The following is an 18052-nucleotide window of genomic DNA, read 5'->3' as shown; positions in this document are numbered from 1 at the left end:
CTAACATCATCACAATTTTTTTACATATCAATCATACTTTTTCTCTCCAGCTTAATCAAGCCAAAAATCCGCTAGTCGCCTATAGCAACTTCAAAGAGCTTGAACTAAAGAGAAAAGGGGCCTAAATAGCCTCTTTTGCGTAATTATAGATCTTCCACCACGACATAAGTCATATCAAGTGGACCATGAACACCCACGATCAGTACCATTTCAATATCCCCCGAATTAGACGGACCTGAAATGAAATTGATATTTGAAGTCTTGAGTTTGCCAGTTTTCATTGCTTCATCGTAGCGGTCGATCGCTTGGCGCATCCGAGGTAAGATCTTACTTTTTGGAATGATCGCCAAATAGTGCGTCGGTAAGAAATGAAAACCTCGGCCTTGTTCCTTAACGGTGGCAGCTGTGATCGTCCCCGACTCAGCTAAGAGATAATCGGCAAAACCGATCGCTGCATCACTTTGGTCAGCATCGACTAAGTTATCTCGACCGCGCTTGGCATCCCAAAAATACAATTTATCTAAGTCTAATGCATTCCGCCAATCTAAAATACCATATTCTTGCCACTTTTCATCCGCAAAAGTCGGCAACATCAAACTGTGGATATCTTTTTCATGTAAGAAATTTTCCAGTGTCTCACTCAATTTAGCTACTGGTACTGTCTTAAAATCAATATGGATCGCCTCACTATTGGTCTTAGCCAAGGCTAATAATTCATCTTGATCCAGACCTGATAGCGTCGTCTTCGGTAGATCATTGATAAATACTAGCGGATCATTTGCTAGCTCATGGCGGGGACGATCAGCTTTTTTGGCGATAAAATCTAGAAATTCTTCACGGTTTTTAGGATCATTTGCTTTGATCGTTTCAGTCATTTTGTTCGCCTCGCTTCCGTTCTTTTTCATGTCGATCGTACCAATGGCGGAAGTTTTCTCTCAACTTCGGTGGCTCAGCCAGATCTCTGACATCGACCCAACCATGGATCAACTTCGGTGCGATCTTTGGAACTTTATCGATCTTACCTTCTGGATAAAGGTTCTCAACACTATTTTCTTTCTTATTGGAGAATGGCTTCATTGCCAAATGTTCACCCATCAAAGCGCCTTTAAAGAGGATCGGAGTCTTAGTCCCGACACTGATCGTCTTAAAGATAACATTATTTAGACTATGATCTAAATGAAGTTTATTCATCTCGACTTTACGGTGTTCCAAGATCAGATCATGCAGTGGGATCTTGACCGGACATGTTTCTGTACAGGCTCCACATAAACTGCAGGCATATGGCAGCTCACCAAAGTTTTCATAACCATCTAAAATTGGAGATAAAACTTCACCCATTGGTCCAGGATAGATCGAACCATAGCCTTGGCCTCCGATCTGGCGGTAAACCGGACAAACATTCAAACAAGCTCCACAACGAATACATTGCAAGATCTGTTCAAAGACTGTATTCAACGCATTAGAACGACCATTATCAATGATGACTACGTGGAAATCCTCTGGACCATCAAGTTCGTCGTCTAGTTTTCCTGCACTAAAAGTACAATAACTTGTCAATTTTTGACCGACCGCACTGCGGCAAAGCAGATTATCCAACACTTCGGCTTCCTTTAGCCCAGGAACGATCCGCTCCATCCCCATGACAACGATCTGCGTCTTTGGTAACGCCATCGTCAAGTCAGCATTACCTTCGTTAGTGACCAAATTGATCATTCCATTGTCGGCGATCGCAAAGTTACACCCGGTGATCCCCAAGTCGGCTTCCATAAAATACTTACGTAAATAGCTACGAGCAAAACGCCCCATTCTTTCAGGATCATTATCGCCCTCATAGCCGATCTTTTGGAAGACTTCCCGTACTTGATCGCGATTTTTGTGCAAGGTCGGAAAAACGATATGGGTCGGTTCATCCCAATCATCTTCTTGTAGGATAAATTCCGCTAAGTCAGTTTCCATCAATGATAATCCGGGGATCTTCAACAATTCCTTGTCTAGATCGATCTCCGTCGTGACCATTGATTTAGATTTAACGACCTTTTTGACATTCTTCTCACGTGCGACTTGCTTGATGTAAGCCGTTGCATCGGCATCTGTCTTAGCAAAATAAACATGTCCGCCATTTTTTTGGACATTTTCGCTAAATTCTTCAAGATAATCTGGTAAATGTTTAACGGCATGTTGGCGGATCTGCTCACCTAACTCACGCCACTCGTTCCAATGGCCCAATTGTTCCCGGGCACGTGTCCGCTTCTCAAATTGCGCATCTTGGGCTTTAGCCACTGATGCACGCATAAACTTGTCTTTTTTAGCATTTTTTACGCGTTCGTCAAATGAAAGTTCACTTGTCTTTAAGCCCATCTAAAACACCCCGCTTCCATTAGCTGGTACCATCTGGTGATCCGTATCCTTGACGTATTTGACCCGGGAAAGATCGACATTATGATTCAAAACTTCTGCAATATGCATCACTTTGATCTTTTCCCCTCGACGATTCATCCGTCCACCAATATTCATCAAACATGCTTGATCTGCCCCGATCAAGATCTGGGCATTCGTAGCTACGATATTATTGACCTTATCGTCGACCATCGCTTCGGATATCTCGGGTTCTTTAGCCGAGAAAGTACCACCAAAGCCACAACATAATTGCACATTATGCAATGGGATCATCTCAAGATCTTTAACATGATCGAGCAAGACAAATGGCGCAGTCCGTTCACCTAACAGCCGTGTCATGTGACAAGAGCGGTGGAAGGTGGCAGTTGCATCTAATTGAGCTCCACAGTCTAAGATACCTAGCACACGATAGATAAATTGTGAGAACTCATAGGTCTTATCATGTAAAATCTGAGCCTTTTTGGCATAGTTAGGATCATCTTTTAAGATATCTTTATATTCCTTTAACATCCCGACACATGAACCCGAAGGTCCAACAATGTAATCCGCATCTACACTTAATAATGCATCGATCTCATTGTAAAATGTCTTGATCGTCCCCTTACTGTAACCGCTATTATACGTTGGCTGACCGCAACAGACCTGCCCCTTAGGAAAGACCGTCTCACAGCCAAAGCGCTCTAATACTTCGACCATCGCTTGACCTACATTTGGAAAAAGCAGATCAACGATACAGGTTGAAAAAATACATACTTTCATTGATAAGTGCATTTAAAATGCACCTCCACCTCCTTTGATAAGGCTTGGGCAACATATAAATCAAAAAATACCAATAATCATTGCTATACCATAATTATACTCCAAAGCACGTAAAACGCTTGCATGTTTTGTTTTTAATTATTGTATATTTGCACAAAAAAAGAACGTAGACAGTTGATCCTACGTTCTTTTACCTAAAATATTAGTGATATAAGTCGAAACGACCTTTAGCAATAAATTCTTTGAACCCGCCGATCTCAAAGAGTGACTTGTTCATGATCATCTTCTTCATCATCGAAGCCGGATAACCCTTGATCTCCAACTTGCCGATCACCCCAAAGCCATGGGTATTACCGACTGAAGCGACCGTCCCTTTGCTCTTATATACAAATGGTGTACTTAAATGACCATTGCCGTTGATCTGTGATTCGAGATCTTTAGCCGCATAGACTGCCATCTCAGTAGCGATCTGCGCCGTTGTTGGATATGGCCGGCCGCTTTCTTTATCCATCACAGCCGCGACATCACCTAAGATATAAAGATCATCAAAGTTTGGATCAGTCAAATTATCTGTGACTACGACCCGCCCGCGACGTTCTTGTAAGTTGGATTCACCTACGACTGGACTGCCTGAAACACCTGTTGTCCAAATGATCGTTTCAGCTTTCAAGGAGTTGGTTTGACCATCTTTTTCATAGATAACTTCGCCAGGTGCCACTTCACTGATCTTAGCACCGCAAAGTAGTTCAATCCCCAAGCTCTCAACTAGTTTGACACCATAATCCGCTAGTTTTTCGCTAAACATTGGCAAAAGACGTGTTGCTGCTTCAACAACTGTGATCTTGACTTCAGATGGTGCTACTCCAGCAACTTTAGCATATTCTGGACGTCCTTCAGCTAAAGCACCGGCTAATTCGATCCCGGTAAAGCCAGCACCACAGACAACAAGTTGTAAGTACCGCTTATCTTTTGTTTCTTTGTATTTTTCCATCGAAGCTAAAATATGGTCATAGATCGCCAATGATTGCTTGATATTTGTCATTTCAAGTGCATTTTCTTTAGCGCCCTTGATCCCAAAAGTCTCGGAAACAAAACCTAATGCTAAGACACAGTAATCATAGTCGAGCATACCATGTTGTTTTAATTGTACTTGTTTTTTAGTAGCATCTAGTTTCACCACTTCATCTTGGATAAATTCAGTCACTGCCGGATCAACGATATCAGCGATCGGATAAGTGATCTTCAAAGCCGATTGGGTCCCAGAAGCAACTTCGTGTAATTCCGTTGTTTCATAATGATAGTCATCTTTATCGACTAAGATGATCTTAGCCTTACCCTTGACATTCTTTTGTAACTTATGCACAGTTTGTAACCCTGCGTATCCAGCGCCTAAAACAACTACTTTTTTCATAAAAAAATCTCCTCGTTAAAAAATAAAATCAAATAAAATACCTAACAGATATAAAATAACTTGTAAAAACGAACCTACAGCTAAAATCTTGACGGCTGTGATAAAAGTCTCATTTTTTACTTGTTTTTCCCAGAGCAATTTATTTTGCCGGTAGAAAAATGGGAGTGTTAAAACGATCAATAAGACCGTGTAGGGTGCCAAGCCGATAAATGGTGTTGAACACAAACTGACTAACGCCAAAATATTTTTTGCAGTATAGACCTGCAAGGCTCGTTTTTTCCCTAAATAGTGTACGATCGTATATCGATGATTGCGCTCATCTTCAGCTAGATCACAAATATTATTAGCTAACATCAGATTTGAGATCCAAAGCATATTCGGTAACGCTAATAATGCGATCCGCCAAAGATCAGAGAGATCAAACGTAAATTCTTGATAAGTATTGATATAAATACTTATCAACATGATCATTCCGCCCATGGTAAAACCAGAAAAGAACTCGCCGATCGGTAAACTCGATAGCGGACGCGGACCAGCGGAATACAAGATCCCGACAGCAAAACAAAATATCCCCATCAACAATAACGGCCACCCAGTGCGTACGACCAACACTAGTCCTAAAACAGTTGCGACTCCAGCCATTCCAAGCAACATCCATAAAACTTCTCTGGGTGATAAGTTTTCTCGACCGATAATATTGGTCTTTTGTTTATACTCCTCTTTATCAAGAGCATTATGATAGTCATTGTAATTATCCCACGCATCGACTGACATGTTAAATAAAAACATCGCGATAAAAAAGAGCAACAGATTCGCCCAATTTAGTGAATGATAATAATAATAACTAAAACATACTCCAAGCAAGAAAGGTAAAACACTGGCTGTTTTGGCCTTGATCTCAACAAGTTCAAGGAAAACCTTAAGTGACATTCAAATTACCTCGCTTTGTACTGGTTTAGTCTTCACAGTATAGTGTACAATAAAACTAGATAAATATGTCGGAAGGAAACCTAAATAATGAAATTAAATTTTTGGCAACAGTATCCGTTGGTCAAAGATGATCTCCAGATCGTCAACCAATTGATCGCAAAAAAGATCGAAGTCAACGATCCTAAACTTAAAAGCGCTCTCTTACAGATGGCAAATAACGGGGGAAAATATCTCCGGCCAGCCTTGTTATTGCTCTTTTCCAAAGAAAATGCGCCTACGACTGCCGAGGAACGTCTCCTTAAACTCGCAGCTTCGATCGAAGTTTTGCACACTGCAACTTTGATCCACGATGATATCATTGACGATTCCCCTAAACGACGGGGGCAGGTCAGCATTCAATCTGCTTTTGGTAAAGACATCGCCGTATATGCTGGAGACCTATTATTTACTGTCTTTTTCGATCTGATCGCTGACGCTTTGTACGCTTCACCTTATCTCAAAGTCAACGCACAAATGATGCGTCAGATATTAAACGGCGAGATCAGCCAAATGAACGCTCGTTTTGATACAGAAAAGAGCTTTTTGACTTATCTTCGCAATATCAACGGTAAGACCGCTGCGATCTTTAGCCTCGCCTGTCAAGAAGGGGCTTATTTCAGCGGGGCTGACCGTCGTCAAGTTGCTTTAGCTAAACGGATCGGGCAAAATATCGGCTTGAGTTTTCAAATGTTAGACGATATCCTTGACTACTCTGATGGCAAAAATTTAAACAAGCCGGTCATGGAAGATCTCGCAACTGGCGTTTATTCTTTACCACTATTAATGGTCTTACAAGAACACAAGGCTGAACTGATGCCTTATCTAGCTAAAAAAGAACAGATGACCACTGCCGATATGGAGGCCGTTAAACAACTTGTCTTAAAATACGGCGGTGTCACTAAAGCTAAAGCCCTAGCAGAAAAATTCATACAAAAAGCGCTCGATCAAACTTCACAGCTTCCAGTCTCGCAAAAACGTGACTTGCTCGAAAAGTTGATCAAACGCCTTTTGAAGAGAACTAACTGATCAATAGCCGCCATCGACTTGTTTAAGTTTTTGATAGCGCTTATTGTCGGCCAATTGCTTAGGTGTCCCTTGCAGTTCGATCTGGCCATCTTCGATAAAGACGATCTGATCTACATGCTCGACGCCTTGGAGATGGTGTGTGATCCAGATCAAAGTCTTATCCTGTAAGACATCCATGAATGTCTTAACTAAGGCCCGTTCAGTGATCGGATCAAGTCCGACTGTCGGTTCATCCAAAATGATGATCGGCGCATCTTTTAATAAGATCCGCGCTAAAGCTAGCCGGTGTCTTTCACCACCTGAAAATCTCAATCCTGCCTCATCGACCATTGTTTCCAGTCCTTGAGGCAGTTTTTTTATCAATTTTTTCAAGCCTACGCGCTCTAAAACATCCCAAACTTCTTCATCACTAGCAGCTTCATTACCGATCCGGACATTATTGACCACAGTCGTATTGAAAAGATATGGCGTTTGGTGGATGACACCGATATATTTAGCAATATCATCGCCAAATTCGGTCGTCTTGATCTCGTTTAAGGTCACTGAGCCGGCTGTTGGAGCCAAATCGCCCCGCAATAAACTAGCTAGGGTACTTTTCCCCGAGCCACTCCGACCTAAAATCGCCAACTTTTCGCCTGGTTTTATCTTTAAGTTGATCCTATTCAACACATTATGATGTCCATCGGCATAAGCGTACACCAAGTCTTTAACTTGCAGTTCGTATGGTGCTGTCACTGCTGGTGCTTTTTTACGTTCTTCTTCTGGGTGTGGTAAAGCATTTAAGCGCTTGATCGAATCTAAATATACATTTGTCTCTTGTGCAGCCGTTGGCAGTGGCATAAAGGCATCCGCCAAAGGAAAGACACAGAGCACAAACGCTGCGATCCAGTTGATCGAATCAGTCTCGGTACCACCAAAACGGCCTGAAGCCCAAATGATCAAACTAACAACGATCGCTAAAAAGATAAATTGTCCCACTAGATCACGGCGACGTTCAAATTTTCGCATCTTTTCTTGCGTCGTGAGCAATTTTGCTTCATTTTCCTCGTGTCGTTTAAGATAATCATTGGCACGTTCCGAAAAGATCCAATCCGAGACCCCCAAGACATTATCGGTAAGATCAAGATACAATGCATTTTTGATCTGCTTTTCGTACTCTTGCCGGGCCCCGTTAACAATAACTGACCAAAGCGGGAGCGCAAAGATCAAAAGGCCATATAACACAAGCATCCATAAGGCAAACAGAGGTGAGATCACACCTAACCCAACAATGATAAAAACGTAAAGCCCACAGACCGTAAAATATGGGAAAAGTGTTCGCAAATATAGATTTTGGATGTGGGCAACGTCTTCTGATAACAAGCCTAAGATATCTCCTAAGCGATATTTGTTATTGAAAAAGACCGCATCCCGTTCCAAAGCATCATACATCTTGCGCCGAAACTCTGAGGTCATCTTAAAGACCCAGTTATGGCTGGTCAACCGTTCTAAATAGTGCAATAATGGGCGAAAGATCCCAAATGCTCTCGTCAAAACGATCGGAACATAAACTAATAAGATATTTTCCGGTGGTGTTGCTGATTTTGTGATCAGATAGCCACTAGTAAACATCAATCCCCCTGCACAGATAAAAGTTAAAACGCCGAGGAAGATCGCTAACCAAAGCGTTTTTTTGTAGTGCTTCAAAAACGGTTTGACCCAGCTATCATGTTGCGAAGCTTTAAAAAATGATAACTTATTTAGCATCTGTATCCCCCCTCATTTCACTTAATAACTTACAGAAGTAACCATTCTTAGCTAAGAGCTCACTATAGGTTCCACTTTCAACCAATTTACCTTCATCCATGACTAAGATATAGTCCATTTGGTGCATCCAATGCAGACGGTGTGTAGCAAAGAAAACCAACCGATCTTGCATCAGTGGCATCATTTTTTCTTTCAATTCCAATTCAGTCTCGATATCTAAGTGCGCCGTCGGTTCATCAAAGATCATGACCTTGCGTTTTTTATCCAAGAAGGCACGCGCTAAAGCGATCCGTTGCGCTTGACCACCTGAAAGTGCGCGTTTCCCGCTCCCAATCTTAGTATCCAAGCCTTCAGGTAACTCAGCGACTAAACGCTCAAGGCCGACCACTTTGATTGCTTCGTAGATCTCCTCATCCGAAACATCAGGCGTATAAAATGCGATGTTGTTTCGTAAAGTATCTGAGAAAACATAAGGCGACTGTGGGATATAAAGTACCTGTTTACGCCAGTCAGCTAGATCCAAGTTAGGTAACTTATGTCCTTGAACAGTAAACTCACCCGAATCAGGTGTATAGAACCCACTTAACAAATTGATCAAGGTCGTCTTACCTGAACCACTCATACCAATGATCCCAACTTTTTGATAGCCTTTGACTGCAAAGCTCACAGGTGCGATCCCATTTTGTTCATCGTAGCTAAACCCGATCTGTTCAGCTTTAAAACCATCTGTGGCTTGCCATGAAGTCAACTCGACCTCAGGTGCTTGAGGTAATGGCGCATGGATGATCTTAGCGATCGCATGAAATGAATTCTTACCATTCAGTGTGGCATGATAGTCATTGGCAAAATTTCTGATCGGCAAGAAATATTCAGGGGCTAAGATCAAGATCGAGAGGCCATAGAAAAGCGACATTTGCTGATCGATCAATCTCAAGCCTAAAAAGACAGCCAAAACAGCGATCGATAAAGTCGTGAAGAAATCGAGCGCAAAAGTCGATAACATAGCTACGCGCAAGGTCTGCATCGTAGTCTTACGAAAGTTTTCACTTGAGCGATAAACACTCTTAGAATATCGCTTACTTAAGCCAAAATACTTTAAGGTATCAATGCCTCGCAACGAATCGATAAAATGATTGGACAGACGTTGAAACGTCGAAAATTGACGATCAGCTTTAGCTTTAGCCGCAAAGCCTAAAATGACCATGAATAAAACGATCAAGGGATATACCAATAACATGATGACCCCAGAAGTGATATCCATCCAAAATGTCACTAACAAGATCAAGACTGGCACGATCGCCATGCTCATCATTTTACTCAATAATAATTTGATGTAATTTTCTACCTGAAAGATACCATCCAAAGTTAAAGTCACTAAATTACCTGTTCCTTGCGTTTGGACCACTCCAGGCCCTAGAATGAAGATCTTCTCTAACAATCGTTTACGCATTTCTTTGGCACTTTGCCGCGCATAGTTATCTAATAATTTGGCATCGATCAGATCTATTCCCTGACGCAGGATAAAACAGACCGAAAAAGCACAAATATTGAATACCTGACTCCTCAGTGGCTTTCCCAACCACAGATCGGTCAAAGTAGCACTTAAAAATAAAGCTTGCCCTATGATAAGTAAAGCTTGCAGAAACGAGAGTCCTGCAAGCTTTACCATGATCTGTCTTATTCCTGCTAGTTTAAATAGCAGTTTATCGACCATTATTTAACTACCTCCGCTGTTTGTACAACTGGGAGTGCAATCCGTTTTCTAAAGATCCAGTATGACCAGATCGTGTATGCCAAAACAAATGGCAACAAGCAGATCGTTGCGATCGTCATTACCGTCAATGTATATGAGGTCGACGAAGCATTTTGGATCAAGAGGTCATACTTATCACTGATGCTAGAGATCATTACCCGTGGGAACATGCCAACAAAGATCATTGCGACCAATGAGACCATTGTCAAACCACTAGAAATGAAAGCTAACATTTCGTTGCCCTTGAAAGTTGCGATATGACCTAAAACAGCAAAGCAAACGATCAAGGCTACTATGATCAAAGTTCCGACCGGACGAACTTGGAAGAAGTCTGTCTGGAAGAATAACAAGATCGCAAAGACTACTAGTCCAGCATATAAGACCCAGTAGAGAAAAGCAGCGTAATTGCGTGCACGTTCACGAATATCGCCAAGTGTCTTTAATGCAATGTAGTTAAGGCCGTGTAAGTAAGTCAATAAGACTAATGCCACACCACCAACAACTGACATCACATTGAAGTAATCAAAGAAACCAGCGCTCATGTTACCATTAGCATCGATCGGCATACCTTGGATCATCGAAACAAACATCACGCCCAAGAAAAATGGTACGATCAAACTACCTAATGCCAAAGCTGAGCTCCAAATATGTTGTTTCTTTGGATCACTAGCTGTTCTAAATTCAAAAGAGACACCACGAATGATCAAGCCAAACAAGATCATCAACAAGATCAAGTAGTAGCCACTAAACAATGTTGCATACCAATATGGGAACGAGGCAAACATGGCACCACCAGCAGTGATCAACCAAACTTCATTACCATCCCAAACTGGTCCGATCGTTTCAATAATTTGTGAGCGTTCATCTTCATTGTGAGCTAATGACCGCGTCGCCATACCGACTCCAAAGTCAAAACCATCAAGGAAGAAGAAGCCTGCAAATAGGACGCCGATCAAAATAAACCATAAAATTTGTAAGAAACTCATTTAAAACGCCCCCTTATCGAATGGATCCAAGATCTTGTCCGCATAGCCGTGGCCTTGCATTTGCGATGGATCGTTTTGCAATTGACGTTTTACCAAACCGATCATTACGATAGCAAGTGTCGTAAAGAGCGTGAAGTAAACAATATTCGAGATCAACAAGGAAGTTACAGAAACATTTGGTGAAACACTTTGTTGGATCGTGAACAGACCATAAACGGTCCATGGGTAACGACCAAATTCAGTGATAAACCAGCCCGCTGTATTAGCGATAAACGGTACAAATGTCGTTAGTGCTAAAGCCCACAACATCCAGCGCCGTTGGTACAATGTTTCTTTTTTCTTGCGTGTCATCAGTAAGCCGACAAAGGAAACTAAGATGATCCAAGCACCAAAGCCAGCCATCACTCTAAAACTCCAGAAAAGTGTATTTACTGGTGGAATATAATCCATCTTGGTCCCATCGATCGTGGTACCATATTTTTCCTTCATTTCAGCGTTGATCTCATCCATCCCTTTAACTGAACCAGATGGCTTATTGTATGACAATAAACTCAAAAGAACTGGAATATCGACCTTGTACTTGACCGTATGATTCTTAGTATCAGCGATCCCCACAGCTGTCCATGGTGCAGGGTCTTCTGTAGTTTCATAAATTGCTTCTGTTGCAGCAAATTTCATAGGTTGTTCAGTAACAAGATATTTCATTTGGAAGTCACCGACTAAGATCGTCCCAACTGAAAAGATCATTGCCATCCACAAGCCTAAACGCATTGATTTCTTATAGAGGACCTTAGCTTCTTTGGTAGTATCTTTCTTCAACATTTGGAACGCTGTTAAACCAGCGAGTACTACCCCACCCATAGTTAAAGCAGCTAGGATAACATGCCCATATTCGAACCAAAGTTGTGGGTTCTTCAATAAGGCAAAGAAGTCGATCATTTCGGCACGACCGCCTTTGATCGCATACCCAACTGGATGTTGCATAAATGAGTTAGCTGCCAGGATCCATAACGCAGACGTTAAAGTCCCAAAGCAGACCATCCACATAAAGAATAAGTGCGTGCCCTTCTTCACTCGATCCCAAGTAAACATCCAAAGACCGATAAATGTAGACTCAATGAAAAATGACAATAAAGCTTCTAAGGCTAAAGGTGCCCCAAAAATATCCCCCATGAAACGTGAGTAGTCAGACCAGTTCATCCCAAATTGGAACTCTTGGATCAAACCGGTAACAACACCGACTGCAAAGCTCAACAGGAAGATATTACCCCAGAACTTGGCTAATTTTTTATAAGCCTCATTCTTGGTACGGACGTAGAATGTTTCTAAAATTGCAACTACAAAGGCCGTCCCGATCGAAAATGGTACGAAGAAGAAGTGAAAGACCGTCGTCATCGCAAATTGGAAACGCGCTAGATCTACAATATCCATTTCTATCCCTCCATTCTAAAAATTGTTCCATAGTAAAGCCTATACACCTTAAGTTTACTCTTGCGACTAAGCGTTTTCAATTATTTAACTCTTTAAATACAGAATAATTTGGTTTTTTTTTGTATTTTTACGTTTATAAATTTAAAAAGATCCTAATAGGAAATTCCTACTAGGATCTTTTCGTTAACTAACTATTTTGCTTCGTCATCTTTTTTCTTACGCTTAGTAGCTCCAAAACCAAGAATTCCCGCGAGAACGGTCAGCATAGATCTCATATACGATCTGAGCTACTGCCGGACGATCTGGTCCTATCACACCTGCAAATCTGTATTTGCGGTACTAGAGTCCGTTTCCGTTGTTGCTGGTGGTAGCGCGGAGGCTTACTTCTGTTTCTTAGGCTGCTACGTAGCCTTTTTTGCTGGTAGCGCTTCTTGTGCTAAGAAAGTGGCTTCAGAAGCACCACTATCAGCTGAAACAACTGTATTTCCAGGATAGATGGCACATGTTGTTCCGATCAAAACAGAAATTACCCCGACCGTGAACCTTTTAATAGTAAACCGTTACTGGAGCGGTTCCATTTTTTGTGCTTGGAGATTCTTATTATTTTTTTGAAAGCATATCCTCATCTACTACGTAAAAGCGTTATGTTATTTAATTTTCCCAAAGCCTTTTTCTAATCTAAAAAAATCCTAGTAATTTATAAAACGCTCTTTTAAAAGACCATTTCATTCAATTACTAGGATCAATTATTTATATTCTATTTTTGAATCAGTAAAAACTAACTCTTATCAATGCTTCTTCTTATCGTAACTTACTCCAAAATTAAACAATCCTAACAACATTAGCAGTACTAAGCCTAATAGAGAAGTGTTCTTTGAAGTAGTTTCCCCGGTTTGTGGTAAAACTTGCTTGTTGTTTCCAACAGTAGCAACAGCATGTTGCTTATGACCTACTTGACGTGTCGAAACTACCTTCTTAACCACCTTAGCTTGCGGATGATCCACTTCATGCGTCATCTTAACAGCCTTGGTTACATCAACTACTTTCGCAGATACATTTACTTTATCTTTAGAACCGTCCGCATACATAACTTCTAACTTACCAAGTTGTGTACCAAGCTTTTCAGTATCAACTGGTACTGCCCAGTTCAATTGAGAACCAGCTGGAAGTGTTCCCGTCACTAAGTCAGCCAAAACTAATTTAGTCCCTTTAGTAACGACTAGATTTTTAACAGCCGTTGGCGTGAACTGATCGGCAACAGACTGAACTTTGACTGTCACATCCACTACATCACTAGACTTATCTGGATATACGACCTTAACTTCACCAGTCTGGTTTCCAGTTACATCCGCATCGACCGCTTTTGCCCAAACAAATTGAGTTCCTTTAGGTAGTTTGTCAGTTGCAACCAGTAGTTGTTGTGGTGCTACTTTTTCATGAAGTTTAATGACTACACCTACTTTAGCCAATAAATCGTTCAAATCTGCATCTGTGCCGACTTTCACTGAAACTTTGACTAAGTCCTGCGAGCCATCTGGGTAGGTTACTTCCAATTCACCTGTTTGATGACCTGCTTTGGTTGTATCTACTGGTGTCTTCCAGTTCAATTTAGTTCCGGTTGGCAACGTTACGCTCGGATCTAAAACTTCTTCTGGGGTCAATTTAGAGCCTAGGGATACTTCTAAGTTTGCTTTAGCTTTTGGTGTCACTGCTTGTCCATCTGTTCCTACTTTTACTGGAACCTTAACTAGGTCTTTCGAACCGTCTGGATATGTTACTTCTAACTCGCCTGTTTGGTGACCCGCTTTGGTTGTATCCACTGGTCTCTTCCAGCTTACTTTAGTCCCGGTTGGCAACGTTACGCTCGGATCTAAAACTTCTTCTGGGGTCAACTTAGAACCTAAGGACACTTCTAAGTTTACTTTAGCTTTTGGTGTCACTGCTTGTCCATCTGTACCTACCTTCACTGGAACCTTAACTAAATCTTTCGAGCCATCTGGATAGGTCACTTCTAATTCACCCGTTTGATGACCTGCTTTGGTCGTATCTACTGGCGTCTTCCAGTTTAACTTGGTCCCTGTTGGCAACGCTACACTTGGATCTAACACTTCTTCTGGTAACAACTTACCACCTAAAGCTACTTTTAAGTCCGATTTTACTTTTGGCATTGTTACCTGTGTGTCTGTACCTACCTTCACTGGAACTTTCACTACATCTTTCGAACCATCTGGGTAGGCCACTTCCAATTCGCCTGTTTGATGACCCGCTTTGGTTGTATTCACTGATGTCTTCCAGTTCAACTTAGTTCCGGTTGGCAATGCACTTGGATCTAGCACTTCTTCTGGGGTCAACTTAGAACCTAGCTTCACTTCTAGATTGTTCTTTGCTACCGGTGTTAACGCTTCGTCATCTGTGCCTACTTTTACTGGAACTTTCACTACATCTTTCGAGCCATCTGGGTAGGCCACTTCCAATTCGCCTGTTTGATGACCCGCTTTGGTTGTATCCACTGATGTCTTCCAGCTTACTTTAGCCCCGGTTGGCAACGTTACATTTGGATCTAGCACTTCTTCTGGGGTCAATTTAGAGCCTAGAGATACTTCCAAGTTTGTTTTTGCTTTCGGCGCTGTTGCTTGCGCATCTGTACCCACTTTCACTGAAACCTTGACTAAGTCTTGCGAACCATCTGGATATGTTACTTCCAATTTGCCTGTTTGATGACCTGCTTTGGTCGTGTTTACTGGCGTCTTCCAGTTCAACTTAGTTCCAGTTGGCAATGTTACACTTGGATCTAAAACTTCTTCTGGGGTCAATTTAGAGCCTAGGGATACTTCTAAGTTTGCTTTAGCTTTTGGTGTCACTGCTTGTCCATCTGTACCTACCTTCACTGGAACCTTAACTAAATCTTTCGAGCCATCTGGATAGGTCACTTCTAATTCACCCGTTTGATGACCCGCTTTGGTCGTGTTTACTGGCGTCTTCCAGTTCAACTTAGTTCCAGTTGGCAATGTTACACTTGGATCTAACACTTCTTCTGGCGTCAATTTAGAACCTAAGGAGACTTCTAAGTTTGTTTTTGCTTTCGGTGTTGTTGCTTGCGCATCTGTGCCGACTTTCACTGAAACTTCGACTAAATCCTTAGAGCCATCTGGGTAGAGCACTTCTAGCTCGTCGTTTGGGTGACCCCGCCTTTGTTGTATCTACTGGTGTCTTCCAGTTTAACTTGGTCCCAGTTGGCAATGTTACACTCGGATCTAACACTTCTTCTGGAGTTAACTTAGAACCTAATGCCACTTCCACGTTTGCCTTTGCTTTTGGTGTTAAACCTTGGGCATCCGTACCCACTTTAACTGGTACAGATACCTCGTCTTGCGAGCCATCTGGATAGGTCACTTCTAGTTCACCAATTTGATGACCCGCTTTGGTCGTATCTACTGGCATCTTCCAGCTCAACTTGGTCCCTGTCGGCAACGCTACACTTGGATCTAACACTTCTTCTGGTAACAACTTACCACCTAAAGCTACTTTTAAGTCCGATTTTGCTTTTGGCATTGTTGCTTGTGTGTCTGTACCAACTTTAACTGGAACTTTCACTTCGTCTTTTGAACCATCTGGGTAGGTCACTTCTAATTCTCCCGTTTGATGACCCGCTTTGGTCGTATCTACTGGTGTCTTCCAGCTCAGCTTAGTTCCGGTCGGTAACGCTACACTTGGATCTAACACTTCTTCTGGTAACAACTTACCACCTAAAGCTACCTTCAAGTCCGCTTTTGCTTTTGGTGTTAATGCTTGTGCATCTGTCCCGACTTTTACTGCAACTGGAACTAGATCTTTTGATCCATCAGGATACGTCACTACTAGTTCGCCAGTTTGATGCCCTGCTCTAGCCGTATCCACTGGTGTCTTCCAGCTTGCTTTAGTTCCGGTCGGCAATGATACGCTTGGATCTAATAACTTGGCTGGTTCCAATACTTCCGACACTTTGGCAGTTAGATCTTGCTTAGCTACTGGAGCATATTTTTCAGCTTGCGAAACGACTCTAACCGTCAATGGAAGCTTAGTTGTCGAACCATCGGCAAAACTTACTGTTGCAGTATAATCCTTTTCACCAACTTTACTTGTGTCAACAACTTGATCAAAGCTTGCAGCGGTGACTGAATATTTCTGCTTGGTTCCTGCCGTTAATCCTTTGGCTGCATCCGTAGCTGGAATATTTGTGTTCAGGTCTTCTTCCACCAATTGGGTTTGAAGCACTTTAGCAGCTACTTCTGCCATTGATAGAGCTACTGTTAGACTTACAGGCACCTCTTGCTTAGCCCCATCAGCAAAGGTCACTTGTAAAGTTCCCGTTGTTTGATGACTTTGTTCTGGAGTCGGTGTAGTTACCGGCGAAGCCTTCCAAGTATATGTCGGACTAAATTTAGTTAATTCTGCTGGATCAGAGACAACTGTGCTGGCATCAGGCAAAACACCCCAAGTAGTTTTAACTACTGGTTTCACTTGAGCTCCGACCACCTTAACTGGAAGCTGAGCCGTCATATTCGAGCCGTCTGTAAAGCTCAATGTAGCAGGATAATTCTTAGTCCCCAATTCCGTCGTTTGAACAGGTACTGTAAACTTAGCTGTAGCCAGCTTGAGTTGTTGTTGCATCTCAGCAGAAACTTCAGAGAGTGCCTGGGTTGGATCTACCTTAGCACCATAATTGACCGTTAGCGGAACATATACTTGCCGAGTATTTTCCATCAATTTTTCAGCAGCTGAAGGTTCCACTGCAAAGCTTACTGGCAATTGTTGTTTTGCTCCGTCACCATAAGTTACGGTAACGACCACTGAGACAGTATGATTTTGTTCTTTAGTAGGCGTTACAACCGGTTCGGATAACCACTGATACATAACTGGATGATCTTTTGACCCAAATTGAGCTAAATTATCTGCATTAGCGACTAGCTGTTTGGCAGCAACTTTAGTCCCCCACGGTGTACTTATGCCTTGTTTGGCTACAGCTCCAACTACTTCGACTGGAACATTTGTCTCTAGCGTAGAACCATCAGTAAATGATACCTGAACAGGCTGTAAACTCTCCCCAACAGTTAACGTATCGACTGCATTCTTAAAGTTAACATCAGCTACTTTCAAATTAACTTTTTCCGTCGGAGTCAAAGCTTTATTGGCGGCATCAGCCATAACTGTCGCACCATAGTTGACCGTTAATGGCTGTAATACTAAATGATCCCTAGCCGCCACAAATTCCTCACCGGCTGATTTTTTGACCGTTACCGTTACTGGCAATATTTGTTTGGCACCATCGCGGTAAGTTACCAAAAGTTGCCCCATCACTTTATGATCTTCTTTAGCTGATGGAGTTGTAACTGGAGCAAGCCCCCAACTATAAGTTGCACCAAATGGCTGTAGTTCAGCAGTATCAGCAACTACACTTGCAGCCTCCGGGACCTTACCCCATTCTGTTTCGACTGGTGACTTCACCGTAGCCCCGACTACTTTAACTGGAACAGCAGCGGTTGTCGTTGAAGTATCTGCAAAAGTTAAAGTAGCAGGTACATTTTTAGTTCCATC

12 protein-coding genes and 1 pseudogene are annotated in these 18052 nt (G+C 42.1%); 1 reads left to right on the top strand and 12 read right to left on the bottom strand.

All coding sequences use genetic code 11. The annotated features are described in order from the left end of the window. Positions 1 to 143 precede the first annotated feature (143 nt). The 5 genes from FC30_RS06410 to FC30_RS06390 form a co-directional block, all read right to left on the bottom strand. Complete coding sequence (locus FC30_RS06410; RefSeq protein WP_010688106.1) at positions 144 to 875, bottom strand: LutC/YkgG family protein; 732 nt, start codon at positions 873 to 875, stop codon at positions 144 to 146. Beyond that, positions 868 to 2358 (bottom strand): LutB/LldF family L-lactate oxidation iron-sulfur protein, encoded by a 1491-nt coding sequence (locus tag FC30_RS06405; protein WP_010688107.1) that lies wholly within the window; start codon positions 2356 to 2358, stop codon positions 868 to 870. Before FC30_RS06405 ends, FC30_RS06410 begins: the two co-directional genes overlap by 8 nt. Beyond that, positions 2359 to 3156, bottom strand: coding sequence for a (Fe-S)-binding protein (locus FC30_RS06400; RefSeq protein WP_029507265.1), 798 nt, complete (start codon positions 3154 to 3156; stop codon positions 2359 to 2361). 202 nt (positions 3157 to 3358) lie between these two features. Beyond that, positions 3359 to 4567: an NAD(P)/FAD-dependent oxidoreductase gene (locus tag FC30_RS06395; RefSeq protein WP_010688109.1), complete on the bottom strand. Its 1209-nt coding sequence runs from the start codon at positions 4565 to 4567 to the stop codon at positions 3359 to 3361. Positions 4568 to 4582: 15 nt separating this feature from the next. Then, the gene (locus FC30_RS06390) at positions 4583 to 5497 is read right to left on the bottom strand and encodes a prenyltransferase (RefSeq protein WP_010688110.1); all 915 of its coding nucleotides are present in this window, start codon (positions 5495 to 5497) and stop codon (positions 4583 to 4585) included. A gap of 87 nt (positions 5498 to 5584) precedes the next feature. Between FC30_RS06390 and FC30_RS06385 the strand changes: the two genes are divergently transcribed. Continuing rightward, a complete protein-coding gene (locus FC30_RS06385) occupies positions 5585 to 6562 on the top strand; it encodes a polyprenyl synthetase family protein (protein ID WP_010688111.1) in 978 nt (325 codons plus the stop codon). On the opposite strand, the gene cydC is transcribed toward FC30_RS06385, so the two are convergent. The 7 genes and pseudogenes from cydC to FC30_RS06355 all read right to left on the bottom strand — a co-directional run bounded on the left by cydC (position 6563) and on the right by FC30_RS06355 (position 17962). Beyond that, on the bottom strand, positions 6563 to 8308 hold the full coding sequence (gene cydC, locus FC30_RS06380) for a thiol reductant ABC exporter subunit CydC (RefSeq protein ID WP_010688112.1): 1746 nt from the start codon (positions 8306 to 8308) through the stop codon (positions 6563 to 6565). It abuts the gene before it with no gap. Next, on the bottom strand, positions 8298 to 10022 hold the full coding sequence (cydD, locus tag FC30_RS06375; RefSeq protein ID WP_010688113.1) for a thiol reductant ABC exporter subunit CydD: 1725 nt from the start codon (positions 10020 to 10022) through the stop codon (positions 8298 to 8300). Before cydD ends, cydC begins: the two co-directional genes overlap by 11 nt. Continuing rightward, positions 10022 to 11047 (bottom strand): cytochrome d ubiquinol oxidase subunit II, encoded by a 1026-nt coding sequence (gene cydB / locus FC30_RS06370; protein ID WP_010688114.1) that lies wholly within the window; start codon positions 11045 to 11047, stop codon positions 10022 to 10024. Before cydB ends, cydD begins: the two co-directional genes overlap by 1 nt. Further along, complete coding sequence (locus FC30_RS06365; RefSeq protein WP_010688115.1) at positions 11048 to 12478, bottom strand: cytochrome ubiquinol oxidase subunit I; 1431 nt, start codon at positions 12476 to 12478, stop codon at positions 11048 to 11050. A gap of 401 nt (positions 12479 to 12879) precedes the next feature. Continuing rightward, positions 12880 to 13038, bottom strand: a pseudogene (locus tag FC30_RS09840) (YSIRK-type signal peptide-containing protein); the annotation flags it as partial. A gap of 228 nt (positions 13039 to 13266) precedes the next feature. Beyond that, complete coding sequence (locus FC30_RS06360; protein ID WP_010688117.1) at positions 13267 to 15639, bottom strand: Rib/alpha-like domain-containing protein; 2373 nt, start codon at positions 15637 to 15639, stop codon at positions 13267 to 13269. Beyond that, complete coding sequence (locus FC30_RS06355; protein WP_010688118.1) at positions 15617 to 17962, bottom strand: Rib/alpha-like domain-containing protein; 2346 nt, start codon at positions 17960 to 17962, stop codon at positions 15617 to 15619. The genes FC30_RS06360 and FC30_RS06355 overlap by 23 nt, the downstream gene beginning before the upstream one ends. Between the last annotated feature and the right edge of the window lie 90 nt (positions 17963 to 18052).

Origin of the sequence: Ligilactobacillus animalis KCTC 3501 = DSM 20602, assembly GCF_001434535.1 — a bacterium.
GTDB lineage: Bacteria > Bacillota > Bacilli > Lactobacillales > Lactobacillaceae > Ligilactobacillus > Ligilactobacillus animalis.
Note: the sequence above shows the minus strand (reverse complement) of the source record. Positions and strands in the feature narration are given on the sequence as shown.